The sequence below is a fragment of the Microbacterium sp. Leaf288 genome (genome assembly GCF_001422925.1).
Lineage (GTDB): Bacteria > Actinomycetota > Actinomycetes > Actinomycetales > Microbacteriaceae > Microbacterium.
In genome coordinates, this window is record NZ_LMNI01000011.1 from 822802 (window position 1) to 847504 (window position 24703).

Annotated in this window: 21 protein-coding genes and 1 tRNA gene; 11 read left to right on the plus strand and 11 right to left on the minus strand. The window is 65.8% G+C overall.

Annotation, left to right across the window (positions count from 1 at the left end):
- Positions 1-31: 31 nt before the first annotated feature.
- The 4 genes from ASF40_RS13125 (at position 32) to ASF40_RS13140 (ending at position 6541) form a co-directional block, all read left to right on the plus strand.
- Positions 32-3136, plus strand: coding sequence for a helicase-related protein (locus ASF40_RS13125; RefSeq protein WP_082497038.1), 3105 nt, complete (start codon positions 32-34; stop codon positions 3134-3136).
- Complete coding sequence (gene drmB / locus ASF40_RS13130) at positions 3117-4925, plus strand: DUF1998 domain-containing protein (protein WP_056369669.1); 1809 nt, start codon at positions 3117-3119, stop codon at positions 4923-4925. Before ASF40_RS13125 ends, drmB begins: the two co-directional genes overlap by 20 nt.
- A 214-nt stretch (positions 4926-5139) precedes the next feature.
- Positions 5140-5568, plus strand: coding sequence for a very short patch repair endonuclease (locus tag ASF40_RS13135; RefSeq protein ID WP_056369671.1), 429 nt, complete (start codon positions 5140-5142; stop codon positions 5566-5568).
- A 10-nt stretch (positions 5569-5578) separates the two neighbouring features.
- Positions 5579-6541 (plus strand): NaeI family type II restriction endonuclease, encoded by a 963-nt coding sequence (locus ASF40_RS13140; RefSeq protein WP_162239861.1) that lies wholly within the window; start codon positions 5579-5581, stop codon positions 6539-6541.
- Here the strand turns inward: ASF40_RS13140 and ASF40_RS13145 are convergent.
- Positions 6538-7719 carry a DNA cytosine methyltransferase gene (locus ASF40_RS13145; protein WP_056369675.1) on the minus strand — a complete coding sequence of 394 codons (1182 nt, stop codon included), beginning with the start codon at positions 7717-7719 and terminating at the stop codon, positions 6538-6540. The two genes, ASF40_RS13140 and ASF40_RS13145, sit on opposite strands and share 4 nt — an antisense overlap.
- A gap of 215 nt (positions 7720-7934) precedes the next feature.
- Here ASF40_RS13145 and ASF40_RS13150 point away from each other — a divergent pair, with 215 nt between their 5' ends.
- Positions 7935-8264: a hypothetical protein gene (locus tag ASF40_RS13150; RefSeq protein WP_026095586.1), complete on the plus strand. Its 330-nt coding sequence runs from the start codon at positions 7935-7937 to the stop codon at positions 8262-8264.
- Here ASF40_RS13150 and ASF40_RS20895 read toward each other — a convergent pair.
- Positions 8245-9091, minus strand: a protein-coding gene (locus tag ASF40_RS20895) for an IS5 family transposase (protein WP_233449959.1) whose coding sequence is annotated in 2 segments (ribosomal slippage) — positions 8245-8784 and positions 8786-9091 — 846 coding nt in all. Because the reading frame shifts where the segments join, the coding sequence is not laid out codon by codon here. The two genes, ASF40_RS13150 and ASF40_RS20895, sit on opposite strands and share 20 nt — an antisense overlap.
- A 305-nt stretch (positions 9092-9396) precedes the next feature.
- Between ASF40_RS20895 and ASF40_RS13165 the strand changes: the two genes are divergently transcribed.
- Complete coding sequence (locus ASF40_RS13165) at positions 9397-10062, plus strand: hypothetical protein (protein ID WP_056369677.1); 666 nt, start codon at positions 9397-9399, stop codon at positions 10060-10062.
- Positions 10063-10099: 37 nt separating this feature from the next.
- Positions 10100-11398: a hypothetical protein gene (locus ASF40_RS13170; RefSeq protein WP_056369678.1), complete on the plus strand. Its 1299-nt coding sequence runs from the start codon at positions 10100-10102 to the stop codon at positions 11396-11398.
- A gap of 286 nt (positions 11399-11684) precedes the next feature.
- Here ASF40_RS13170 and ASF40_RS13175 read toward each other — a convergent pair whose 3' ends face one another.
- Entirely contained in the window at positions 11685-13454 is a 1770-nt protein-coding gene (locus tag ASF40_RS13175; protein WP_056369680.1) for a DUF2075 domain-containing protein, read from the minus strand.
- Entirely contained in the window at positions 13441-13761 is a 321-nt protein-coding gene (locus ASF40_RS13180; protein WP_056369683.1) for a nucleotide pyrophosphohydrolase, read from the minus strand. The genes ASF40_RS13175 and ASF40_RS13180 overlap by 14 nt, the downstream gene beginning before the upstream one ends.
- A gap of 320 nt (positions 13762-14081) precedes the next feature.
- On the opposite strand from ASF40_RS13180, the gene ASF40_RS13185 reads away from it, so the two are divergent.
- Positions 14082-15212, plus strand: coding sequence for a tyrosine-type recombinase/integrase (locus tag ASF40_RS13185; protein WP_056369685.1), 1131 nt, complete (start codon positions 14082-14084; stop codon positions 15210-15212).
- Positions 15213-15431: 219 nt separating this feature from the next.
- On the opposite strand, the gene ASF40_RS13190 is transcribed toward ASF40_RS13185, so the two are convergent.
- Positions 15432-15503, minus strand: a tRNA-Arg gene (locus ASF40_RS13190).
- Positions 15504-15638: 135 nt separating this feature from the next.
- Between ASF40_RS13190 and ASF40_RS13195 the strand changes: the two genes are divergently transcribed.
- Genes ASF40_RS13195 through ASF40_RS13205 form a run of 3 tightly spaced genes read left to right on the plus strand, consistent with a single transcriptional unit; the run spans position 15639 to position 18720 of the window.
- Positions 15639-16442 (plus strand): N-formylglutamate amidohydrolase, encoded by an 804-nt coding sequence (locus tag ASF40_RS13195; RefSeq protein WP_056369687.1) that lies wholly within the window; start codon positions 15639-15641, stop codon positions 16440-16442.
- Entirely contained in the window at positions 16439-17653 is a 1215-nt protein-coding gene (locus ASF40_RS13200; protein ID WP_056369689.1) for a flavohemoglobin expression-modulating QEGLA motif protein, read from the plus strand. Before ASF40_RS13195 ends, ASF40_RS13200 begins: the two co-directional genes overlap by 4 nt.
- A gap of 23 nt (positions 17654-17676) precedes the next feature.
- A complete protein-coding gene (locus tag ASF40_RS13205) occupies positions 17677-18720 on the plus strand; it encodes a glutathione synthetase (RefSeq protein WP_056369691.1) in 1044 nt (347 codons plus the stop codon).
- 68 nt (positions 18721-18788) lie between these two features.
- Here the strand turns inward: ASF40_RS13205 and ASF40_RS13210 are convergent, their stop codons facing one another.
- The 6 genes from ASF40_RS13210 to ASF40_RS13235 form a co-directional block, all read right to left on the minus strand.
- On the minus strand, positions 18789-19070 hold the full coding sequence (locus tag ASF40_RS13210; RefSeq protein ID WP_056369693.1) for a hypothetical protein: 282 nt from the start codon (positions 19068-19070) through the stop codon (positions 18789-18791).
- A 152-nt stretch (positions 19071-19222) separates the two neighbouring features.
- On the minus strand, positions 19223-20977 hold the full coding sequence (locus tag ASF40_RS13215; protein ID WP_056369695.1) for a carbohydrate-binding domain-containing protein: 1755 nt from the start codon (positions 20975-20977) through the stop codon (positions 19223-19225).
- Positions 20929-21786 carry a polyphosphate polymerase domain-containing protein gene (locus tag ASF40_RS13220; protein WP_056369697.1) on the minus strand — a complete coding sequence of 286 codons (858 nt, stop codon included), beginning with the start codon at positions 21784-21786 and terminating at the stop codon, positions 20929-20931. Before ASF40_RS13220 ends, ASF40_RS13215 begins: the two co-directional genes overlap by 49 nt.
- The gene (locus ASF40_RS13225; protein ID WP_082497040.1) at positions 21783-22406 is read right to left on the minus strand and encodes a DUF4956 domain-containing protein; all 624 of its coding nucleotides are present in this window, start codon (positions 22404-22406) and stop codon (positions 21783-21785) included. The genes ASF40_RS13220 and ASF40_RS13225 overlap by 4 nt, the downstream gene beginning before the upstream one ends.
- On the minus strand, positions 22403-23557 hold the full coding sequence (locus ASF40_RS13230) for a bifunctional glycosyltransferase family 2/GtrA family protein (RefSeq protein WP_082497041.1): 1155 nt from the start codon (positions 23555-23557) through the stop codon (positions 22403-22405). Before ASF40_RS13230 ends, ASF40_RS13225 begins: the two co-directional genes overlap by 4 nt.
- A 4-nt stretch (positions 23558-23561) precedes the next feature.
- Positions 23562-24554, minus strand: a complete 993-nt coding sequence (locus tag ASF40_RS13235) for a phosphodiester glycosidase family protein (RefSeq protein WP_056369698.1) — start codon at positions 24552-24554, stop codon at positions 23562-23564.
- Positions 24555-24703 lie beyond the last annotated feature (149 nt).

Consider the following 24703-nt stretch of genomic DNA (forward strand, 5'->3'; position numbering starts at 1 on the left):
TGTCGGGCCGGAAGCAGGACCGGGCGAACTGATGACCAACCCGCCGAATAGGCAGTATTCGGTCGGAATGCTCTATCCATCCGAGGCCACCGATGCCACTGGGTCGCTCGAAGACAGCTATCCCGTTACAGATGCAGATGTTCAGTCCGGAGACGTCGACGAGGACGGAGCGACCGGGCCCGTCGCGGAGGACTGGCGCCCATCATCCGTTGCGCTGTCGTTCGTTTCGAGCATTCCGCACGTGCACTGCCAGTTGACAGGCGGCACCTACGAACGCGTCGTTGACGATGGGCCGCCTAGATGGCAGCGAACGGACTTCTCGTCGGGAGTCCTGGATCTATCAAGCACGGCCAAAATGCGGCAGCTGAGTGTCGGTGGGATTCCGGTCGAGGTGGGATCGAGGTGGAGGCAGTACGGCTCCGCATTCCTAGTGACGGTGCATGTCCGCGTCCTCGCGAAGAGCACGGGAGACGACCGACTCGACATCCCCCTCACGCTCTTCCAAGCCGGGCTGAGCGTCACGCCGCCGGAGGCCGGGGCGTTCCTCGAATACGACCCAGCACGCTCCTTCGACGTGGATTCGGAGTCGGCTGAAATCCGACTCCGCTATCGCGACCGAAAGGTCTACGCCGTCGGTCATGGGATGGCAGCGGACTGGGAGATCGACGACGGCGCAGTAACTCGAGTATTTCTCGAACCGGTTCCGAGCCTCGTCGTTGTCGGTATAGAAACCACGGGATTCGCCCCGGGCGCGCCGGAGTCGGAGGCTCTGCAGCTAAGCAGGCTCGCTCAGATCGACACAGACACATCTGGCGTAGCTGCGAACCTGAATGCGTTCGTGAACGCCTTCGAGCAGTGGGTTGGTACACAAGAAGGTCGGGTGCTCACCTTCGGCACTGAGTCGCACGTCGCCGCCAGGATAGTCGCCAGGTCGAGGGCCGCCGTCGAGCGAATGCGACAAAGCATCGAGCTTCTCAGTTCTCCGTCGAAGAAGGATCTGCGCGCCGCCTTCTCCCTCGGCATGGCCGCCATGCGCCTACAGATGAGACAGACCGCGGCTCACCAAGTTGCGACCGAGTGGCCACTTCCGGAACCAAAATGGCGACCGTTCCAACTCGGGTTCATTCTTGTCGCTCTCGCCTCGACCGTGGACGAACTTCATGAAGACCGCGACCTGGTCGACCTGATCTGGTTCCCGACGGGTGGCGGCAAGACAGAGGCATACCTCGGCTTGTCAGCGATCGAGATCTTTCGCCGGCGCATAGCCGATGGGCCCGAGGGCGGTGGGACGGCAATTCTCACCCGGTACACCTTGAGGCTTCTCACCACACAACAGTTCCAGCGGACAGCCGCATTGGTTTGCGCTATGGAACTGCTGCGGCGAGGTGGGCCGCACGCTGATCCTCGAGCAAGGCTCATGTCGCCGTTCACGATTGGCCTGTGGGTCGGAAACGAAGTCACCCCCGGCACGAAGAGCGAGGCCAAGGACGCGCTCAGCCGTTTGCATAATGCTGCGCGTCCCGAAGAAGCAAACCAATTTCAGGTCGAGAGCTGTCCGTGGTGTCGCACAGCGCTTCTTCCTGAACGAAAGGACACCAACCGCAGCCGATACGGATTCGAGTTCTCGGGCAACGATCTCAACATCCATTGCACCAACGCCGAATGTGAGTTCTCCAGCTCTCTACCCGTGTTGGTCGTCGACGATGAGATCTACGCGGAACCACCGACCATCTTGCTCGCGACGGTCGACAAATTCGCGCGGATCCAGTTTCGACCCGAGGCTGGAAGGCTACTAGGACTGGGCACGATCTTCCGCCCGCCCTCCATCGTTATTCAGGACGAGCTGCACCTCCTCTCCGGGCCGCTCGGCACAACAGTGGCCGTGTTCGATGCCGTGATCCGGCTGCTGCTTCGCCATGCGGGAGGCGTACCCAAGATCATCGCTTCGACTGCCACCATCCGCGCATCCGACGATCAGGTCAGAGGTCTCTACGGTAGGCCGGTGGGGCTCTACCCTCCCGCAGGTCTCGACGACGATCGAACCTTCTTCTCACAACCTGCAAAGTCGGGCATGGGCCGGCTCTTCGTCGGTCTGATGCCGCAATCTTTGTCGCAGGCATCGGGCGTCATCGCGGCGGCGTCGCCGCTCCTAGAGATCCCCGCGATCCTTGAACACGATCCTGCATCGGGCGCGACGCGCGATTCTTATTGGACCGCCGTGATGTACCACAACAGCCTTCGCGAGCTTGGTCGGACGGGCACCCTTGTCGTTGACGACATCAACGGCCGACTGGAGACACGGGCAGAGCGTCTCGGACTCGCGTTGCGCCAAGTGCGCGCGGACAGAGTCCTCGAACTGACTTCCCGAAGAGGACCTGAGGAGCTCCCGAACGACCTTCGCGAGTTGTCTCGTAGCGCGGATACCTCAGATCAAGCCGTGGACGTGGTCCTCTCCTCCAACATGCTGTCGGTTGGAATCGACATCCCGCGACTCGCCCTGATGCTGATGGTGGGGCAGCCGAAAACCACCGCGGAGTACATCCAGGCGACGAGTCGTGTCGGCCGAGGCAGCAATAGCGGCATCGTCACGACGCTGTTCCGATCCAATCGCGCTCGCGACCGATCGCATTTCGAGTCATTCCGCAGTTATCACGAGGCGTTGTACAGAAGCGTCGAGCCTACGAGCGTTACACCGTGGTCGCTTTCGTCGAGGGAGCGCTCTTTGGCCGGTGCTCTTGTCGCGCTAGCGAGGAACACGATCCCCGCTCTCGCGAGCAATGACTCAGCGGGGAACTTGAATCTTGCGGACCTTCAGATGCGGTCCTCCCTTGAGGCGCTCATCGCGGACTTCGTCGATGCGGTCACGCGGTCAGAACCAATGGAAGCCGCGGATACGGAGAGCGCGGTCTGGGCTCTCCTCAGGGAATGGGATCGGCGCGCGTCCGATGCGCGGTCGGCTGGACTCTCTCTCCGCTATGACCGCGCGAAGTCCGAGGATGAGTCACTCCTCAAGCGGTTCGGTCAAGGCGGTGAGGGATTTCTAGTGGCCGACTCCATGAGGTCCGTCGAACCGAATGTGGCGGTCGAAGTCGTTGAGCCCAGAGAAGAGGTGACAAGTGGAACGAATCAAGCATGATCTCCGTCTGTCGGAGATCGTTTCACCCTTCGGCGTCGGTGCGATTGTTGATGTGAGAGGGGAGTCGCTGATCGCAGCGGATACGTCGTGGTGGGACAAGAAGCACTCGCCCGAGATTCATTGCGAGCGCCTGCTACAGCGCATTGGCGCAGGCGAGCTTCGCGAGCCACCCACGCATTCGGGGAGAGTTGCGAAAGGCACCCCCAGCCTCCTCTACTGGCGATTCCCCGAGTGGCGGTTTTGCGAACGCTGCACGAAGCTTTCGGACCGATCGGGCAAGGATAAAGGCAAGTGGACCAATAAGTGCGCCTGCGGAGGCATCCTCGTGCCAATGCGCTACATCGCGATCTGCGAAAAGGGAAGCCACACCCAGGACATCCCCTGGTTCACGTGGGCACATCGCGGAAGTGATTCGGGGATAACCGACGCTGTGAGATTCTGTCGCGCGTACAAGGAACTGAGGTTTGTACGATCAGCGAAGTCCGGTGAAGGTCTGAAGTCGTTGCGAGTCGAGTGCGGGAGTTGCAAACGATCTCGATCCCTGTCGGACCTCGTCGCCAAGTCGGCGCTGGGTCGCGACGGTCTTCGTTGCAGCGGTCGACAGCCGTGGCAGGATCCGACTACAGCGGCCGTATGCGATCACGCTCTCGCTGCGGTTCAGCGCGGAGCGACAAGCAACTACATCGCCGAGCGACTCTCTGCGCTCGACATCCCGGAGGAGCGCCCGGCATCCGTCCAGCTCGCGGACAAGATTCGCGGACACGTCTATTTCGACAAACTCGTGGCGGACAACGGCGGCCCGCAGTCCGACATGGTGTCCGAATGGATCGCGGCCGAGCTGAACACCACGAAAGACGTCGTCCTCGCACTGGCCGCCCAAGACGGGACCGATCTCGATGAACCACTCATGGACTTGAAGGACGGAGAGTGGGCGGCATTCGTCAAGAAGCTCGAGCAAAGCGGGCGAGACGACAGCGGATCGGATTTCGTCGTCGACGGGTGGGATCTCTCACCGCGTCCCGACTGGCCGAGCACGCTGACAGGCCGCATCGACTCCATCGGTCAAGTCCGTCGTGTCAGGGAGGTGCGCGCGCTCCTCGGATTTCGACGCCACGACGGGAATGCGGAGCGCATCATGGCAGACCTCGGACCTGATCAACGACGGAAGCCGGTGTACCCAGCGATCGAGATGTTCGGTGAGGGTATTTTCCTGCGATTCAATGAAGCTGTCCTGGCTGAGTGGGAGCGGCGCCCCGAGGTACTCGCGCGCGCTGATGTACTAATCGGCCGCCGAAACGCTACCGAATGGGCTCACCGGCTACCAACCCCGGAACCAAGATTCATCGTCCTGCACACGATTGCTCATCTGTTGGTCCGGCGACTCGCATACGCGAGCGGTTACGCTTCGGCCTCCCTGCAGGAGCGGATCTACGCCAGCTCCGAAAGACCAGACAGGACGGCGGGCGTGCTCATCTACACTGCTGCCGGAGACGCGCAAGGCACCCTCGGCGGCCTCGTCCGCCTCGGAGCGCCGGACAAGCTGGTCCCGTTGCTGCTGGCCGCACTCAACGACGCCGACGTCTGCTCTAACGACCCGGTGTGTATTGAAAGCGACAGCCAGGGTTCCTCGAGTCTGAATCTGTCCGCATGCCACGGCTGCTCACTTGTTAGCGAGACCTCCTGCGAGTCAGGGAATAGGCTCCTGGACCGTCAGCTCGTGTTCGGCGGTCGTAGCGTTCCCGGCCTACTCGAAGGGGTTTTGGAGGAAGTCAGAACATCTGCGGCCTAACCATGAACGAGCCTCAATGACGTCTCGAGATGCAGGAACACTTTCGTTGGGGAAACAGCCCCTGCGCTCCTTCGAAAGAGGGCACAAACTAAGACCGTAGCCCTGCTAGCGAAACTCGAGGAAGTGGCGGTTGACATTCTCTGATCCTCGCCCTGAACGGAACCCACCCCGTTCCAATCCGTCCTGGGCGAGCAGTCCGGGCGTCGCGAGATCGATGCGCTCCAACCGCGGTCGCGACACGAGCCCTGAGCGTGCACTTCGTAAGGAGTTGCACGCGGCTGGTTACAGATACAGAGTCGACTTTGCCCCCGGCCCCGATCGGCGCCGACGCGCAGACATCGTTTTCACCAGACTGCGCATCGCGATCTTCGTCGACGGGTGCTTCTGGCACTCATGCCCGGTCCACGGAACGGTGCCTAAGACGAACGCCGACTACTGGGTGCCGAAGCTGGAGCGGAACCGGCTTCGCGACGTGGAGACAACCCGGGCGCTGGAAGCCGACGGCTGGGCGGTCATACGTGTCTGGGAGCACGAATCGGTCGCTGCCGCCTCCGCACGCGTCATCGACGCGGTGAACGAGAAACGAAGGATGTTCGGCGAGGCCGACCTGCGACAGTCGTCCCGCCCGCCGGGCGTGCGATAGCGTCTCGATGATGAGAAAGACGGCCGCGTTGCCAGGCAGTTTGTGCCTACCCGACGAGCGACGCGGGCGCACCTCCACTCCCCACGTGGTCCATGGGGTGGACGACGATACTGAGCTCCAGAAGGTGTGGTCATGGCTCGTCGCCCGCCCGCTGCCCGTCCAGCTGACGCGAGCGGTCGACGATGCCGTGAAGTACGTTCTCGATGGAGCTCGGACGGGACGGTTCGACCTGCTGAGTCCTGAGGTCGATTCCGACGAGCGAGCCTCGGTGGGCACGAAGCTTCAGTACCGCGTGCTGAATGAGCTGCGTCTCTACAAAGAGCCCCCGCTAGACACTTTGATCCTCGGGATCCCGGTCGAGCTCAAGGCCACGATCCGGTCGAACTGGATGATCCCGACAGAGGGCCAATGTGAGATCAGCGTCCTCATCCAGGTGGATGTCGCGAGGCGACGTCACCGGGCGTTCCTGATGCGGGTCCACCGGGTGTGGCTGAACGACGGTGCCAACAAGGACGGAAAGCGTGGCGTCGCAGCGGATGCGCTCGCGCAGTTCTCACTTCCCCTGATCGATTGGACCTCGCTTCCCGCGGAGCCATTGATCCAGCTCACGGCAGCACAACTCGCTGTCGTCTTCGCGCCAAGAGTCGGTCAGACCTCTCGGCTGGCTTCGCTCTTCGGGTTCCTGCCAGACACGGTGATTCCTCGGTCCTCGATCGAAACGGTGTGTTTCGGAAACAAGGATCCGATGCGCCGGGCACGCCAGGCGAAGGATGCTGTTCTCGCCGCGTCGGGCCTGGAGGTGCTTGTCGGGACCTGGCTCACCGATCGGCTGCGGGCGAAGGAGCTCGGGTTCGATCTAGGTGATGATGCCTGGGTGGCCGTGAGTCCTGCAAAGGCTCACGACCGCGTCGACGTGACGCCTGCTCAGCTTGAGATCGAGTGGGACCCGCAAATACCTGGCGCGGGCAGTTAGGCGACGGCGAGCTCGAGTTCTTGTTCGTCCGCGATCCGTGCGGCGACTAGGTGCGGCTTGATCTGCTGTGCGATGGCTTGCGCCAGACCTGAGGGCACCGCGTTCCCGATCTGTCGTGCGATTTGGATCTTGGTGCCCACCCATCGGTAGTCAGCCGGGAAATCCTGGATCAGCGATGCCTCGAAGTGGCTGATGACGCGGTCAACCGAGCGAACCGGGTCGCTGCGATGCTTGCCGTACTCCTCCACCCACTCGCCAGCCTCCCACTGCGGGTGCAGGTACTGCCCCTTCTCCGGCTTGAAGAACTCTGTCCGGATCGTCACCGATGGCATGTCCCAACGGAGCCGGCCCATGACGTCGGTGGTGCCGGTCGGCTTGTTGGCCCAGCAGTTAGGAAGCAGCGCATGCGGAAGGTCGAACCGTCCGCCGCCTGGTGGTATGAAGCTGTATCGGTCGAGGCTCTTGCTCGTCGGTGTGCGCCGGATGTGGAGGTCGAGCCCGCGGAAGACTCCAGGCATCGTCTCTCCGAAGAAAGCGGACCTGGTGTCCGGAAGCTCCGTCGTCAAAGGATGCGGAGGGATAGCGCCGATCACATCCCGCACCGTCCGCCAGGGCTTCAGGCCCGACCCCTCGGCGGGATCCTTCGTGTGAGTAGCGTTGGGTAGATCGATTCGACCGATCCGCGATCCGATCACAATGGTCCGCTTGCGGCGCTGAGCGACGCCGTAGTCTGCAGCATTGAGCACTGCGTGCTGAAGTTCGTACTCGGCCAGAGCGCCATGATCGGCCTCCGCCAGCAGCATCGCGAACTCCGGCGACTTGGCAAAGCGATCGACGTTCTCGATGACGAAGACCTTGGGGCGCGAGTGCTTCACGAACCGCATGAACTCGCGCCAGAGCTGATTCCGAGGGTCGTTGATATCCTTCAGCCCGAGGTTCGAGAATCCCTGGCACGGTGGACCACCGATGATGATGTCGGCCTCAGGGATGGCCTCGTTGGGTACGCCTGCGATGTCGCCCGCGATCACATGCTCTTCGCCGAAGTTCGCCGCATATGTGGCCGCCGCAGCTCGATCCCACTCAACCGCCAGCACTGAACGGAACCCCTCGGCCGCGAACCCGACTGTCATGCCTCCGCAACCGGCGAAAAGGTCAATCATGCGGAGGGATTTCGTCATAGACCGATGGTAAGCGCGGCCACCGACGTCGGCGTCATACCCCGCCGTTACCGGTCGAGTCGTAGGTGGAGGCGGCGGCGGCACGTGACGGGAGCTCGCGCCTACCCCCTCGGCAGCTCGGGAGCCGGCGCTAGCCCCTCCTCGTCCTCTAGGGCGTGTTGATCAAGAAGGTGCGGGGTGGCCAGCCGCCGCGAGTTGCGCGGGAGAATGGGCGTGTGAAGATCCAGGTGCTGCATATCGAGGATTGCCCGAATTGGCAGGAGGCGGGCGATCGAGTACGGCTGGTGCTCGACTCGATCGGACGGGGCGATGTTCCGGTGGAGTTCGTGTTGATCCGCACCGAGGCTGAGGCGGTGAGCTCTGGTTTCGCGGGCTCGCCCACGATTCTTCTGGACGGTCAGGACTTGTTCCCGTCCCAGGGGAACACTGCCGACTTGGCGTGCAGGGTCTATCTGACCGAGCGCGGCTTTGCGGGTGCGCCGACGGTGGGACAGCTTGAGCGCACGCTGCAGGAGCGCGAAGCGCTCAGCGGAGATCGGTCTTGATCCAGATCAGCGCCGCGGCGAGGCTGACGGCGGCTCGGTAGTTGCGGGCGAGTTTGTCCGAGCGCATCGCGATGCCGCGCCACTGCTTGAGACGGTTGAAGCAGCGTTCTACGACGTTGCGTCCCTTGTAGCGTTCCTTCTGCTTGTCGCCGAAAGCGATCGGCCGGCCCGGCTTCTTGCGGCGGTGCGCGATCTGGTCGTCCCGCTCGGGGATGGTCGCCGCGATCCTCCGGTCGCGGAGCCAGGCGCGGTTCGCCCTTGAGGGGTACCCCTTGTCGGCGAGCACCCGGTCGGGGCGGGTGCGGGGGCGGCCCTTCCCGTCGCGGGGAACGCGGATGTTCTCCAGCACCGCGCTCATCATCGTGGTGTCGTTGATGTTCCCGGCGGTGATCATCATGCTCAGCGGCCGGCCGCGGCCGTCGCAGACCAGGTGCAGTTTGGTCGTCAGCCCGCCGCGGGAGCGTCCGATCCCGTGATCAGGCGGCTCGGACCACGGATTCTTGTGATTCGGCACAGCCCCCTGTGTCCCGGGCGAGGGTCGCGCCGTGCTGATGCACGCGCGCGATCGTGGAGTCGATCGAGACGACCCAGTCGATTTCCCCAGCGGCGTCGGCCTGCTTCTGCACCTCGGTGAGCAGCTTCTGCCAGGTGCCGTCCCCGGCCCACCGGTTGAACCGCTTGTAGATCGAGTTCCACTTCCCGAACCGTTCCGGAACGTCACGCCACGGCGCACCGGTCCGGTACTTCCACGCCATCCCCTCGATAGCGAGCCGGTGATCCGTCCACGGCCGCGACCGACCGGTCACCGTCGGCATCAACGGCTCCATCACGGCCCACACCTCGTCAGAGATCTCCTGTCGCGTCACCGTTCAAGACTCACGCCCCACCCACCGAGGAGCGGAACCTCTTGATCAACACGCCCTAGCGCCAGGGCCCACCGCTCTCCAGCTATGTCCGAGCTGGCACGAGACTCTGCTCCGTGGACGCGGGCGACTCTGATGCTCATCCACTCGCCGCCGCCCAAACCGTCGACGCGGCTGCGTCGGAGGTCCGCCCTTGCGCATATAGGACGCCGCGACCGGATAGATTCACAAGACTGCACCGTCGCATGTATTTGGGGGATACACACCGCATGACCACTACGGCCGCGCCGCCTTCGGCGACCGCACCTGGACCAAAGCCCGTCAGGAAGACACCGGTATGGGCAAAGATTCTGCTCGTCGTATTCATCGTCGCCGCGATCGGCGCAGCTGCGGTCGCTGGGCTCACGATTGGAAAGTTCCTCGGCGCGGCGGAGTCGCGCGACACCCAGGTCATCCGATCGATCAAAGGTGAGGAGCAGGTCATCCTCGTCACGGCGGGGATCACGGATGTCCAGGAGGAGCGCGCGGACGGTCTGAAGCTCGCGATCGGCGACTTCCAGCTCTTCACCCTCCCAGGCACCGAGCGGTCTGTGCTCGTTCGCTACGAATACGACGCGAAGTTCGGCATCGAGGGGAAGGACGTCGCGATCGTCCCCGCGGGCGACAACGCTTACCGCATCACAATCCCCAAGTTCATCTACCTGGGTTACGCCAACTCCGATTTGAGCGTCGCCGAGGAAGAGAATGGCCTGCTCAGTTGGACGACTCCTGAGATCGACACGACCGAAGTGTTCGAGGAACTGCTGTCTGAGCAGGCCGTGGACGAGCATATCGACGGCTTCCGACCGGTGCTCGAAGAACAGGCAGAGCAGTTCTACACCAAGATCGTGAAGGCGATCGACCCCACCATCACCGTCGAGTTCGACTTTGAGTGATGACCGAACGCCGCGACCCACAGAAGGACAACCGCCCATGACCGACTCCGAACCGCTCGAGGCTACGGCAGCTCCGTCGGGCAACGAAGTTGAACTCATCAGCGACGGCGACGGACTCTTGATCATCGGTGAGCCCGCAACCGTCGAGCGGTTCGTCGCGTCGACGGGACTGCCATCGCGGGAACTCGATCTGCGGCGGCTGAGCCCCTCAGTGGCGAAGGGCGCGGCGGTGGTGCAGGCCGCATCCGAGGTATCGGCCAACGCCGGCCGATGGATGAAACTGACCGAGGAGTCAGCGAGGGCCGCCCAGAAGCTGCCGCTCGTCAAGAACTCGACGACCGACTTCCTGCACGCCACTACACGTGCGCCGAACGGACAGTTCGCGAAGAACCTTCAGTTCGTGGCAAAGCCGGGCGCGATGCTGACCAACCCCGCAATTCTCGCGGGTGTGGGCGGCATCATGGCTCAGTACGCGATGCAGCAGACGATGGAGGAGATCACCGACTACCTCGCGAAGATCGACGCCAAGGTCGACGACATTCTCCGCGCGCAGAAAGATGCAGTGCTTGCCGACATGATCGGCGTCGAACTGATGCTCGACGAAGCGATGGTCGTACGTGCGGAGGTCGGCCGGGTGTCCGAGGTGACGTGGTCGAAGGTGCAGGGCTCCGCGGCGACGATCGCGCGAACCCAGGCGTATGCCCTGCGGCAACTGGACGGACTCGCGGAGAAGCTCGAGCGTGAGACCAAGATCGGTGAACTCGCCGATCTGTCGAAGCATGCACAGGACACCGTGGTGGAGTGGCTGGCTGTGCTCGCTCGTTGCGTCCAACTGCAGGAGGCCATGGGGGTGCTGGAGCTCGACCGTGTACTCGATGCCTCGCCGGACGAGCTCGACAAGCATCGCGTCGCGCTGCAGACGGCTCGCCACCGGAGGCTCGAGCTCATCGCGACGACCACCATGCAGCTCGTCGCCCGTATGGACGCGGCCGCGAGCAGAGCGAACGCAAAGGTGCTGCTGAGCCCCGTCTCGGCTCGAGTCGTCGTCCACGCGAGCAACGACGTCGCCTCCGGTGTCGGTGAACTTCACGCGACACTTGGGGTCGCCGATGAGCGCGCCGCGCTCGAGGCTCGACGGTGGTCGGCGGCTGCAGCGGACGTGCGGGATGACGTGGTCGGTGCGGGCAGGGATGGCCTTCAGGCGGCGGGTCGATTTGGGACCGAGACGCTCGAGACCGCTCGGATGTCGACAGGGCGCTTCGCCGGCAAGATCGCGAACCGTCTTCAGCGCACCGGCGACACCAACACCACTGAAGCCGACCAACCTGAACCTTGAGGCGAAGTGGGATCAGATGTAGGGCGACTGCCGAACGAGCCGCGATGCGCTTGGGTCACGACGTCGTCGACCGGCAGCACCCTCACACTCGCATACGCCGCCGCTCGCCAGTCGGCTTTGTCCGCACGTCGGCCACTCTGTGGCGAGAGCGGCGCCGATTCAGTCCGATCGAAACGATCGACGAACCCCGAGATGCTGCGGGTCTTCGACTCAGACAGATCGAGGTGGAAACCGCTCCGCCTCAGTCGGCTCCCGCCGTCGCGAGAACCATTGACGGACTCGCGCCTTACACTCGCGGGCCGGTGCCCGATGTCGGATCGGCGCTCAGGACAGACGCGACGTAGTTGCGGAGAACCGGATCGCAAACGTACACGTAGGTTCCCAGGATTCCCCGCGTAAGGAGAACGCCGTAAATGTTCTGGATCAGTGTAAGGAGGTCCGCGTCGGTGGTCTGCCTGCGCAGTTTCTTGAGGTTCTCCTTCCCCTTCTTGTCGCGGTAAGAGTCACGGTCTACGACTACCTGCCCAGCAACCTCGTCGTATCGGAGGTCGCCGCCGATGATCACCCCGGCGTAGTTGAGGTCGTAGCCCTGCACCGTGTGAATCGAGCCGACCTCGTCGATCGATCCTGAGGAGTTGATCCAGTCCTTGTCTGTGCGGTTCCAGACGAACCCAGTTCCCTCGAGTTCGAAGTCGAAGCCGGGTCTGTTGCCGCGTGTCTTCCAGTCCCACGCGTAGCCCGCCACGAGCCGGGCGAGCCCCACCTCGCGGTCGCGGTCGAGGATGGCCTGCCGCATTTCTCCGACATTCTCGAAGAACCGCAGGTCGTACTCACCGAAGTCCGGGCCGTCGCCGGTGCGAAGTTCACCCCGAAGCAGCTGGCGGACGAATCCCACGTAGTCTGCGTCCGCCCTCACCCGCATCTGCCTCGCCAAAGGAAACCACCGATGCACTCGCTTTGCATCAGCGATCTCAGCGGCAAGAACCTCGCTCGGGAGGTCTGCCGGCCGCACACCCTGCTGCTCGTCGATGAGGAGGATCTGGTGCGTGCTCTGGGCGCGGATCCAGTCGAGTTGCGTCCTGCTGAGGTCATCTGATCCGAAGAGTCGTTCGTTGATGTCCGCGAAGTCGCGGTTGCGCATACCCGAGGATTGGTTCGCGCGGCGATTGAGTCGGTGCGTCTCGTCGACGATGAGCAGGTCGAACGGCATGGACGACTTGCCGACGTCGAACGGGTTCAGCACTAGCTCCTCACTGACCTTCGGCGTCTTCTTGAACACCCTCTTGATCGAGTTTCGAAGCGACTGCTGGGGTACGACCAGTCCGACGCGGACGCTCTTCAGTAGCTCGCGGTTCTCAGGGACGAAGAACTCGGAGAAGAGGGAGTCCTGCTCGATCTCATCTGTGTCTTCGTAGTCGCGGATGTCGGCCAGCAGCTTCATGAGGAAGATCGCCACGATCGTCTTTCCCGTACCCGGATTGCCCTGGATGACGCTGGTCGATCGTGTGCCCGTCGCGAGGTCCGCGAGCAGCGATTCAACGATCTGCTCGACGGCGATCGCCTGCTCTCGGGTGAGGACCTTGAAAGGCGAGAGCTTGAAGAGATCGCTGTTCTCGATGTCGGGGATGCTGCGCTGAAAGATCCCGTCCGATCGCAACTGCTCGAAGATGTCGCGGAAGCTCTCGCGGTACTGGTCGCGCTCGTAGTACCGCGCGTCGATGATGCCCTCGTTTCCATTGAGCACTGTGAAGTGCCCGTCGCCGGCGAGCCAGCGGATGAGGTGCGACTCGAGGTCGAGACAGGCCGACTTGTTGAACGTCTCGTCAATGACGACACGCACCCGGCGGAACCCCGCCTTTGATGGATTCTGGATGTGCTGACGCATGCGTGACACAGCACTGACCGTCTCGCCGACATAGACAGATGGCGCATCTGGGGACCCGGCGCTGTCGAGAACGTAGACGACTGGCCAGTTCGTCCGCCGTTCATCGCCGGACGCCCAAGTTGAGATCGCGGGCGTGGTGAAGTCGAGCCGTTCGATCTCAAAGGGCGTCATACTTCGTGCTCCGCCCTCTTGATCGATCGGCGGGGTACTTCGAGCCTGTTACCGCGAGCTTCTGGAGGACGATCTCGTCCAGGTCGACTCCCAGTTGAGCGGCGAGCAGTGTGCAGTATGTGACGACGTCGGCGAGTTCATCGCGAACGCGAACCTCGTCTGCATCGTCGCTCCACTGGAAGCACTCGAGCAGTTCGCCAGCCTCGATCGAAATGCTCTTCGCGAGGTTTGCCGGCGTATGAAACTGAGCCCAGTCGCGCTCGCGCACGAACTCCGACAAGGCTTCACGAACTCGCTCACTCGTCACGGTGTGACGGTATCGCACAGCGGCCTCCCCTCCGACAATCAGCCGTCCCAGCGCTCGGGCGCGGCGCAGTGCGCGTCGTGAGACGGCTGCTAAGCGACGCGCGCCAGCGCGGAGTCTGCAAGGAGTGAGCGGCGAGAACGGAGGCGCGACCGAGCGCTACGCTCTCGGCGTCGGGGGAGGCGCTCCTCTACCCCAACGCCAGTTGACGACGTCTTCCGACATCTATCCACATCTGTCATCGCCGGCGTTGACGGCGTCCAAGCCGTGTCCGACACTGGGCCGATACTGACCGTCGAGCCAGCATGAGCGGAGGTCGAGAGATGGGCACCATCACCCCGTACGAAACGGCGAAGGGCCGCCGCTACCGCGTGCGCTACCGCAAGCCTGATAGCACCGAAACGCAGAAGCGCGGCTTCACGACGATGCGCGAGGCGAAGCTCTACCTGTCCATGGTCACCGTGTCCAAATCGAAGGGCGAGTACATCGATCCCATGGCATCGCGGGTGCCGGTCCAGATGTTCGCCGACAGCTGGCTCCGGTCGAAACAGCCGCCTATGTCGAAGCCTTCGTACTACATGACGCTCGAGCGGGCGTGGAAGAACCACGTCGCTCCAGTCTGGGCAGACAGGGAGATCTGGTCGATCCGGCGGTCTGAAGTTCAGGACTGGGTGTCAGAGCTCGCGACGCAGAAGTCGCGCACGGTCGTGCTTCGCGCGCTGGGAGTCCTCGCAGGCATCCTCGATGTCGCCATCGATGATCGTCGCCTTGCGAACAATCCGGCGCGACACATCCGCAATCTCCCTCGAAGCGGACCAGGCAAGCGCCGCGTCTATCTCTCGCACGACCAGGTGGCAACGTTGGCGGCATGCTCGGCGTATCCGACGATGGTCCTGACCTTGGCCTACACCGGCCTGCGCTGGGGTGAGGCGACGGGGCTGCGCGTGCGGAGTGTGCATCGACTGCGTCGACGCTTCGTGATCGAGGAGAACGCGGTGATGATCGCGTACGAGATCCACGTCGGCACGCCAAAGACGCACGAGAGGCGCTCGGTGCCTTACCCTGCCCGACTCGCTCCGATGATCGAGCAGGCGTGCGCCGGCAAGGGACCGGATGGGCTGCTGTTCGGCGACGGCATCAACCACATGCGCAACTCAGGCGCACAGGGATGGTTCGCGAACGCGGTCCGCCGTGCGCAGGCTGTGGACCCATCGATCCCGAGGCTGACGCCTCACGACCTCCGCCACACCGCCGCATCGCTCGCGATCAGCTCGGGCGCAAACGTGAAGGCTGTGCAGCGGATGCTCGGCCACGCGTCGGCCGCGATGACGCTGGACACCTACGCCGACCTCTTCGACGACGATCTGGATGCCGTCGCATCGCGCCTCAACGACGCGATGCCGCTCGTGGCGCTGCCATCAGGTCCGCAGACCCGCTACGCCCGACCGACGTAACGCCGGAGAGCAGACTGCTCAACTTTTCGACGAGGCTCAGGACCCACGAAATGCTCGATTTCGTCGTTCTGTGGCGTCGAACGACGCTCCTTGAAGGGCGTCGAATCTGCCACGTTGTCCGCTCACACGTTTCTCAAATGCGGCCAAAAAGCGGCCAAAAAGGCATTCGGAGTGGTCTGACCGCAGAAGAAATACCTGGCCAGAGTCAAAAAGAGACTGTGCCCCTGGAGGGACTCGAACCCCCAACCGTTTCCTTAGGACGGAACTGCTCTTCCATTGAGCTACAGAGGCTGGCCCGACGAGTCTACCCAGCCGCGAGGGCTGTGACGTCTACCTGCCACGACTCCGATGGCGCGCGGGATACGGGGGCTCGCGGACCCTGTCAAGCCCTTGAGGCCCGTCTCCGCCCGGGAAAACAATGGGGTGATGGTCACTACGGAGCGCTCCGCGTTCGAATTCCTGGGCGACTGGAGCGGGCAGTTCATCGCCACGGCGATCCACAACGGGCACGACGTCCGACCGGAGGTCGCGGCCGAGCTGGTCCTGCCCGACGAGGATCGGCTGCGGGAGGAAGACCCCCACACCGACGTGATCGGCGCACTCGTGCCGGCCCGCGTCGTGGTGCATCGGTCGCGCTTCGAGGTCGACCTGAACCGCTCGCGCGAGAAGGCCGTCTACCGGTCGGCGGAGGAGGCGTGGGGGCTGGAGGTCGTCCGCGATCCACCGCTTGAACCGGCCATCGTCGGGGGATCTCTCGAGGTGTACGACGGGTTCTACGCGGAGCTCGGCCGGCGACTGGACGTGGTCGCCGAGCGCGGCCCGTTCGTGGTGTTCGACATCCACTCCTACAACCACCGCCGCGGCGGGGCGGAGGCGCCCGAGGCCCCATGGGCTGAGAACCCCGAGGTGAACGTCGGTACGGGATCCCTCGACCGCGGCCGCTTCGGATCCGTCGCGGACGCCTTCATCGAGTCGCTCACGCAGGCGGGAACGTCCGCGGGGCCGCTCGATGTGCGCGAGAACATCCGCTTCCGCGGGCAGCAGCTCGCCGCCTGGACTCACGCTCGCTATCCCGGCAGGGCTGCCGTGCTCGCGCTGGAGTTCAAGAAGACGTTCATGGACGAGTGGACCGGCGAGGCGGATCACGCTCGCCTCGACGAGCTCGCACGCGCCGTGGCGTCGACGATCCCTGCGCTCCAGGAAGCGCTCGTCGAGGTGGCGACACCGTGACGACGGACCCGGCGAATGCCCCCGGCGCCGGCGGACCCGAGACCGACGTCATCGAGAAGGGCGCGTTCTCGGCCGCCGACCTCGCCGCGGACCATGCGATGGCGTCGCTCGCCGGGACGGTGCGATTCCTGCTCGAGATGACACCGGTGAACGCGGACGACATCCGTGCGCAGTTCCTTGCCGACCCCGAGGTCGACCCCGTGTTCGAGTATCGCGCCCTGGATGTCGACCCCGCGGTGCTCGATGCCCAGGTGGCTGCACTGCCGCTCGACGCCGTCAGCGACACCACCCTTGCGGCGCTGCTGCGCAACCGGCAGCGCGAGATGACGCTGCGCGTGGAGATGCTGCGCGCGCGGAACACACCCGACTTCCTGCAGCTGTCGATCGCGCAGTACGGCCCGGTGCTGCCGGCGCTCGTGGACATCGCCGACGATCTGCTCAGCCGGCTGCCGTACGGGAAACTCGAACAGGAATCCGTGGGCGCGGAGACGTTCCTCGCGGCTGCGAAGGCCGAGATCGCCCACTACCGGTCGATCGACCCCGATGCGCAGCTGCACGCCGAAATCCGCGACGACGTCTCGGGTGTCCTGGTCGAAGGCGATACGCTCCTGATCTCGCGCAACGCCGCGGTGGCCGGTCCGCGCGTCAACGCCCTGCTGCAGCACGAAGTGGGCACGCACCTCGTGACACAGGTCAACGGCCTGGCGCAGCCCATCCGCATGCTCGGCGCCGGGCTCGCTCACTACGACGAGACGCAGGAGGGCCTCGCGGTGCTCGCAGAGATCGCGTGCGGCGGGCTCACGGCTTCTCGGCTGCGTCAGCTCGCGGCGCGGGTGGTGGCCGTGCACGCGCTGGTGGGCGGCGCGAGCTTCGTCGAGACGCACCGTCTGCTCACCGGCCACGGCCTGCCTGCGGGCAGCGCCTACAGCGTCGCCATGCGGGTGTACCGCGCCGGCGGATTCACCAAGGACGCCATCTATCTGCGCGGGCTGCTGGCGCTGCTGGAGCACGTGGCGCACGGCGGGGCGCTCGACCTCCTCTTCCTCGGCAAATTCTCGCTCGAGGACCTGCCCCTCGTGCAGGACCTCGCGGACCGCGGGCTCCTCGCACCGGCGCGCCTCATCCCGCGCTACCTGTCGGAGGCGGAGTCCGCCGACAGGATCCACCATGCCGCTCGCACCAGCGACCTGGTGTCGCTGGTCAACGCCTAGCAATCCAAGCTTGAGGAGTCCCGATGAGAATCGGTTTCGTCGTCAACGACATCGCCACGGAACAGCCCATCTACTCGACGACCCGCCTCGCCATGAGTGCTGCCGCGCGAGGGCACGACGTGCACCTCATGGGTCTTCGGGACTTCGGCTACGAACCCGACGGATCGCTCTCGGCGATCACTGCGACCTCGACCGCGGGCAAGCGGTACCGGTCCCTCGAGCGCTATCTCGAGGACGTGCAGTCCGCGACCCGGGCGCGCACCGAGCTCGACGGCTTCGATGTGCTCATGCTCCGCGCCGACCCGGCGGCCGAAGCCGCAGACTCGGCGTGGGCGAGCACGGCCGAACTGGCGTTCGGGCGGATGGTCGCCGAGACCGGCGTCCTCGTCGTCAACGACCCCCGCTCCCTGGCGGACGCCATGTCGAAGGCGTACTTCCAGCACTTCCCCGAGGTGGTGCGTCCGCGCACACTGATCACCCGCGACGAGGACAGGGTCCGCGAGTTCATCGACGAGCTCGGGGGCCGTGCGGTGCTCAAGCCCCTGCAGGGCTCGGGCGGTTCGGGGGTGTTCCTGGTCGATCTGAAGCGGGAGCGGAACATCGCCCAGATCGTCGAGGCGATCGCCCGTGACGGCTATGTGGTGGCTCAGGAGTACCTTCCCGCCGCCAAGAACGGCGACGTGCGGATGTTCGTCATGAACGGCCGAGCACTCGAGATCGACGGTGTGCACGCCGCATTCCGCCGGCGGCCGGGGGAGAAGGATGTGCGCTCCAACATGTCGGTCGGCGGGAAGGCCGAGGCCGTGAAGGTGACCGAGGAGATGCTGCAGCTGGTGGATGCCGTCCGCCCGAAGCTCCTGTCCGACGGCATGTTCCTCGTCGGGCTGGACATCGCGGGCGACAAGCTGATGGAGGTGAACGTGTTCTCGCCCGGCGGCCTCGGGTCCTGTGCCGCGCTGTACGGCATCGACTTCGCCGCGGCCGTCATCGACGACCTCGAGCGCAAGACGGGGATGCGGGCGCACTACGGCAGCGAATTCCCCAACGTCCAGCTCGCGACCGCGTGACGGTCGGAAGCGTAGACGACGAGAGCCCCGACATCCGATGACGGATGCCGGGGCCCGAAGCGCTGCGATCAGCCCTGGGTTCCGAGGGCGAAGCGAACCGCGCCGTCGTTCGACAGCTCGGCGTCCAGCACCCGGTCGTCGAGGGCGGCCGCAGCCCTCTCGTCGAGGAAGACGCGGGCGCCTCCTTCGGTGACGACCGTGTCGGCGGGCGCCGGGGCAGGAGCGACACTCAGCTCGAATCCTTCCGAGCCTCCGGTGTCGCGGATTCGCACACCGCCCTCTTCAGCAAGGGGCACCCGGGCGACGAGTTCTTCGACGGCCTCGGCGGCGGTCTGGGTCAGCGTAAGCATGCTTTTCCTTTCCGTTTGCGGTTCCGGACCGGCCACGATTCCGAGATCGGCGGCGGGATGCAACCTCTACGCGCCGTGCGGCCCGCATTCGGAGGGACTTCCCACGTTCGGTCGCCGCCCGCAACAGGAGCGTGCGGCGACCGAGCCGAGGATCAGGGACGGCGACCGCCGCCACCGCCCATGCCTCCACCTGACACGTTGACCCCCTCCGACACCGTCGCCGCCGTCACGCCGTTCACCGCGATCGTGAACGACCCGCCGTCGGCGACCCCCGGCCCGCTGTAGAACACGGCGCCGAAGCTCTGGTCGGCCTCGAAGCTCGCGATCACGGTGCCCGAGGCATCCGTCACCGTGACGGTGTCGCCGGCCGAACCGCTGGCGGTCGCGGCGACCCACTGCTGCGAACCCGTCGGCGCCACCAGGACGGACCCTGCGACGAACACCTCGCCGCCGTCGATCGTGGTCGTGCCGTTGGAGTCGAGCGCGCCCTGACCGCCGGCCGAGCTCGGACCGCTGACGACCGTGGTGCCACCGGTGATCGAGATCGTTCCGTTGGAGTCGAGGCCGTCGCCGACCGCGGTCACGCGCACGCTGCCGCCGGAGATCGTGACGGTCTCGCCGGTGTCCTGCTCGCCTCCGCCGCCCATGCCGCCGCCCTGCGTGTCGGAGGCGGTTCCGCCGGCTGCGTTCACGCCGTCGTCGCTCGACGTGATGTCGACCGTGCCGCCCGAGATGGCGACATCCGTCGCCTCGAGGCCTTCGTACGACTCCGTGACCGTCACGCGGCCGTCACGGATCTCGAGGCGCTGTTCGGCGTGGATGCCGTCGTCGCCCGCAGAGACGGTGACGGTGCCGCCGGCGATGCCGACCGAACCGTCGGAGTGTACGGCGTCGTCCGCCGCCTCGATCTCGATGTCGCCGCCGTCGATCGCGACGACGACGCCCGCGGTCACGCCCTTGGGGGAGTCGTCCGAGGCCGAGGCGCTCGTGCCCGCGGCCAGCGATACGGTGCCGCCCGTGACGACGGCATCCGTCGCCGCGGCGATGCCGTCGTCACCGCTCGTCGCCGTCACCGTGCCGCCGGTGATCGCGACGAAGCCCTGCGTGGCGTCGTCGGCCTGGTCGCTCTTGAGGGCGTCGCCGCCGGCGGTGAGTTCGAGCGTGCCGCCTTCGACGGTGAGCGAGTCCTTGCCGCGCAGTGCGTCGTCAGTCGCGTCGACGGCGATCTCGCCCGACAGGATCACCAGGTCGTCGGTGCTCGTGATGCCGTCGTTCCCGTTGCCCGAGACCGAGAGCGCGCCGGTGCCCGAGATCGTCAGGTCGGTGTCGGCGTAGATCGCGGCGTTCGCGTCCGCGCCGTCGGCGTACGACGACGCGTCCGAGACACTGTTGTCGCTCCCGGCCGCCAGTGAGATGGCGACGTCGTCCGCACTCGTCACGGTGATGGCGGGGGAGTCGGATGCTGCGATCTCGGCGTCGTCGAGGATGAGCACGACCTGCGCATCCTCGGGTGCGGCGACCACCACCTGGCCGTCGAGCGACCCGGAGAGCCGGAACACACCCGCCTCCGTGATGGTGACCGTGGAGCCGTCGACGGTCACGGCGTCGGAGTCGCTCGACGCGGTGCTGCCCGAGAGCGTGATGTCCGCAGCATCCGTCTCGCTCCACTCGTCGTCCTTCACCACCGTCACATCTGCGTTCGCGGCGAGCACGGCCGCCGCGCTGAGGTCGGAGTCGACGACGGCCGCGGTCTCGGTGGTCGTGTCGTCGGTGGTCGCGGTGTTCGTCGATGCGGCGGTCTGCGTCGCGCACCCGGCGAGCACCAGCGCGGCGACGGCCAGAGGCGCGGCCGCGAGGATCAGGCGGCTACGGCGCTCGAGAGGGCGGTGGTGGGGGTGTCGGCGCATGATGCGTCCTCCTTGGGGGTGGCGATGGTCGGGTGGGTCGTGGGCGCCGTGCGCTGCGAGGAATCGAACGGGCCGCGTAGCAGCCGCGCCCACCGGTTGCGGGGGAGGGCGGGGTGAAGCGCCGCGAGCCCGGTGGCGTACTTGCTCACCGTCGCGGGCCGATGGCCGGCCCGCCACAGCGCACGGTCGACGTCGGACGGCCGGGCGCCCGACTTCGTCTCGACGATGGTGAGCCCCGGAAGGGCGAAGCCCTGTCCGTCGGGCTCGATCCACTCGAGCGCGATGTCGACGGTGGCGCGGCCGGTGCTGTCAGCGGCGAGCAAGGTGGCCCGCCGGTACCGGGTCAGCAGCGTCGCGTCGAGTTCATCGGCCCGGTCGGAGGCGACCCCGATGGTCGCGAGCGCGTTCGCCACATCGTCGCGGGCGTCGTCGGTGAGCCGGTCGCGGTGCCTTGGGTCGTACTCGTCGCGGTCTTTGACGGTCGTGCCGCGCGCCCCGCGCGTCTTGATCTCGAGGTACGACGTGCCCGTATCGAGGTAGCTGCGCGTGCGCAGCTTGAAGCGTCGTCGCCGGGGCTGCGCGGCCATGCGGAAGCTCAGCAGGTCGGGGGTGTCGAAGTACACGGACTCGTAGGCGAAGTCGCGCGCGCCGTCGATCTCGAGCACGCGCGTGCCGGGGTCGAGTGCGGCGAGCACCGGGTCGAGGCCCGCGCGCGGCACGACGTACTTCCTGTCGACGCGAGTGAGGAGGGATGCCTCGGCCACGAGCGCGTCGAGCGAGACCGGGTCGAAGCGGCCGAACGCGGTCATCGCGCCGCTCCCTGCATCGCGGGCGCGCTCGACGCGGTGGTTCGGCTCGTCGTGGTGGGTCGCGTGGCTGCCCGCGGGATCCGGTAGCGGACGTCGACCAGCGTCGTGTCGTTCACGAGGTCGAGCTCCTGGACGGTGGTCGAGGCGACTGTGCCGCCGAGGCGCTCTTCGAGTTCGGCGCGCAGCTCGCGCTCGTCGGCCACGGCGCGGTCGAGGCGGACGACCTGGTGGCGCGCGCGCGAGAGCAGCAGCGGGTGGTCGGCCCCCCACAGCACCGCGAGGATCAGGGCGACGAGCGCCGCGACCGGCCACGGGTCGGTCTGGGGGAGTCCGGTGACGAGACCGATCGCGAGCGCAGCGAAGTAGTACGCCACCTCGCGCTGCGAGATCTCGGACGAGCGCAGCCGGATGATCGACAGCACGCCGAACAGGCCGAGCCCGAGTCCCAGCGCGACCTCTGCGGTGCCGAGGACTGCGGCGACGACCATCACCCCGACGTTCACCCCCAGGAAGGCGACCACGAGGTCGCGGCGGTGGTGCCGGCGGTAGTACAGGCCGAGGCTCAGCACGAGGGCGGCAGCCAGGTCGATGCCGATCAGGATCAGCGCGCTGGTGGTCATGGGTTCCTCCCGATGGGGTGTTCGCTCTGATCCATTCGAGCCGCGGCCGCTATGGGGTTCCTATGGCGGGCATCAGACCGGCTTACGAGTTCGGCACGGGGCTGCTGAGTGCCGAACACGAAGGTGCGCTGCACGCCGTAGCTCGTCACGAACAGCACCGCCTCGGTCGCGACCTTGGCCACGACGAGGGGCACCCCGTAGCGCGTGAGCGCATCGAGCCACACGATGTTCGACGCCAGGAGCGCGATGGCCAGCACGGCGTAGCGGGCGGCCTGGCGCAGCATCCGTCCCCGTTCGGAGAGCGAGCCGGTCGAACCGGCGCGGAAGACCACGCGTCGGTTGATGGTGAAGTTCACGGATGCGCTCACGACGCGCGCCGCCACGATGGACGGCACGAGCAGGCCGGTGAGCGCGTGGAGAACCAGCAGCATCACGGTGTCGACGGCGAACGCCAGCAGCGACGACCCCGCGAAGAGCAGCAGCGGAAGCATGATGCGCAGCGAATCCACGATCGGGCGGAAGTGACTCGACGCGTTGCCGTCGAGGTACACCGTCTCGATCGGCACCTCGCGCGTCGCGACGCCGTCGCGCCGGCAGCGCAGCAGCACGTTCTGCTCGTACGCGAAGCGCTCGCCCGGCTGGTCGCGCACCCACGCGAGCAGTTCCGAGGGGATGCCGCGCAGCCCTGTCTGCGTGTCGCTCAGCGGCCACCCGGCAGCGAGCCGGAACACGCCGCGGGCCACCGCATTTCCCGCACGGGATCTCAGCGGAACCCGCCCGGTGAACGCCCGGCAGCCGAGGATCAGCGTCGGGGCTCCGTCGGCGGCGTCCGCGCGGAGGGCGACGGAGACCCGGTGGATGTCGTGCACCGTGTGCTGCCCGTCCGCATCGGCGGTGACGACGTCGTCACCAGGATGCGCGGCCATCACGTGGTCGAACCCGGTACGCAGCGCGGCCGCCTTGCCACGGTTCGTGTCGTGGTGCAGCACCGTTGCTCCCTGTGCCTCGACGCCGGCGAAGATCGGCGCGAACGCCGCACCGCTTCCGTCGTCGACGACGACCACCTCGACGTCGGGGTCGGCGGCGAACAGGCCCGCGACGACCGGTTCGAGGCGCGAACCCGGCTCGTAGGCCGGGATGAGGACGATCACGGCATCACTCCGCGTCGGCCGCGGACGCGTCGGCGATGTAGAGGATGTCGCTCGTGCCGCGCTCGCCGCCGTTGGAGGGCGAGTTGACCACCTCGCCGTTGAAGTACATCGTCGACGAGCCGCCGCCGTCGAGGTTGTACGCGGTGGTGGCGCCGAGGTCGATCATGATGTCGGCGAGCTCGGTGAGGGTGACGCCGGCGCTGTACCCGGATTGGCGTCCGTCGACGACGACGAAGACGAGGTGGTTCTCGTCGATGACGCCGACGGCCGTGCGCGGCTGGTCGCCCTGAATGGAGTGGTTGCCGAAGTTCGTGTCGATCTCCGTCGCCTCGATGCCGTCGACGACGGTGCCGTCCTCGACGATCGCGGGGCCGAAGCTCAGGGTGTTCCACGCGCCGTCGGCCAGCAGCTCATCGGCGGTCGTCGTCGTCTCGTCGTACACCTCGACGCGGCCGTCCGTGTAGAACACGAGCCCCTCGCGGGCGGGCTCGTCGCGGAAGGCCACCCCGTTGCGGATCACGATGCCGGTGTCGCGGAACCCGTGGTAGTCGCCGTTGATCGCGAAGATCGCGCCGTTGTCGGCGGCGATGCTGCTGGTGAGTTCGGTGATGTTCTCGCCGAACTGGTCCTTCGCGAAGGCGCTCTGCAGCGTGGTCGCGTCCGACAGGGTCACGTCGGCGACGTAGTAGGTCACGGTGTCGGAGCCCGAACCTTCGGTGACGGTCGAGATCGTGATCGATGTGGCGCCGTCCGCGTACGACGTGCCGGTGACGGTGGCCGCGGCATCCGTCGTCGATTCCGCCGTGGAGTCGACCGCGGAGTTCTGCGCCTCGTACTCCGACACGTCGGCGATCTCGACGTGCTCGACGAGGAAGCGGTCGGTCGCCCACACGGCCCCTGCGCCGCCCGACAGGGCGACGACGAGGCCGGAGGCGATGACGGCGTTCCGCGCCCGGCGCTTGCGGGTGCCCTTGTTCGCACTGCTCTTGTTGTCCATGCCTCCATGGATATGAGTCCGACTTACGACGACCTTCGCCGTGCGCTATGAACCGCCTGGCGCGAGCATGTGCGTTCGGCCAGATCGGAGCGCGCGACACAAGAAGGGGGAAAGTGGTGCGTGGTGAGCAAATTCTGTGATTCTTGTCA

Bases quoted from the DNA above. Each gene is read 5' to 3' on its own strand.
- ASF40_RS13125 (WP_082497038.1), top strand. From the start codon at position 32: ATGACCAACCCGCCGAATAGGCAGTATTCGGTCGGAATGCTCTATCCA.
- ASF40_RS13135 (WP_056369671.1), top strand. From the start codon at position 5,140: ATGCGCTCCAACCGCGGTCGCGACACGAGCCCTGAGCGTGCACTTCGT.
- ASF40_RS13140 (WP_162239861.1), top strand. From the start codon at position 5,579: ATGAGAAAGACGGCCGCGTTGCCAGGCAGTTTGTGCCTACCCGACGAG.
- ASF40_RS13145 (WP_056369675.1), bottom strand. From the start codon at position 7,719: ATGACGAAATCCCTCCGCATGATTGACCTTTTCGCCGGTTGCGGAGGC.
- ASF40_RS13165 (WP_056369677.1), top strand. From the start codon at position 9,397: ATGACCACTACGGCCGCGCCGCCTTCGGCGACCGCACCTGGACCAAAG.
- ASF40_RS13170 (WP_056369678.1), top strand. From the start codon at position 10,100: ATGACCGACTCCGAACCGCTCGAGGCTACGGCAGCTCCGTCGGGCAAC.
- ASF40_RS13175 (WP_056369680.1), bottom strand. From the start codon at position 13,454: ATGACGCCCTTTGAGATCGAACGGCTCGACTTCACCACGCCCGCGATC.
- ASF40_RS13185 (WP_056369685.1), top strand. From the start codon at position 14,082: ATGGGCACCATCACCCCGTACGAAACGGCGAAGGGCCGCCGCTACCGC.
- ASF40_RS13195 (WP_056369687.1), top strand. From the start codon at position 15,639: ATGGTCACTACGGAGCGCTCCGCGTTCGAATTCCTGGGCGACTGGAGC.
- ASF40_RS13205 (WP_056369691.1), top strand. From the start codon at position 17,677: ATGAGAATCGGTTTCGTCGTCAACGACATCGCCACGGAACAGCCCATC.
- ASF40_RS13210 (WP_056369693.1), bottom strand. From the start codon at position 19,070: ATGCTTACGCTGACCCAGACCGCCGCCGAGGCCGTCGAAGAACTCGTC.
- ASF40_RS13215 (WP_056369695.1), bottom strand. From the start codon at position 20,977: ATGCGCCGACACCCCCACCACCGCCCTCTCGAGCGCCGTAGCCGCCTG.
- ASF40_RS13220 (WP_056369697.1), bottom strand. From the start codon at position 21,786: ATGACCGCGTTCGGCCGCTTCGACCCGGTCTCGCTCGACGCGCTCGTG.
- ASF40_RS13225 (WP_082497040.1), bottom strand. From the start codon at position 22,406: ATGACCACCAGCGCGCTGATCCTGATCGGCATCGACCTGGCTGCCGCC.
- ASF40_RS13235 (WP_056369698.1), bottom strand. From the start codon at position 24,554: ATGGACAACAAGAGCAGTGCGAACAAGGGCACCCGCAAGCGCCGGGCG.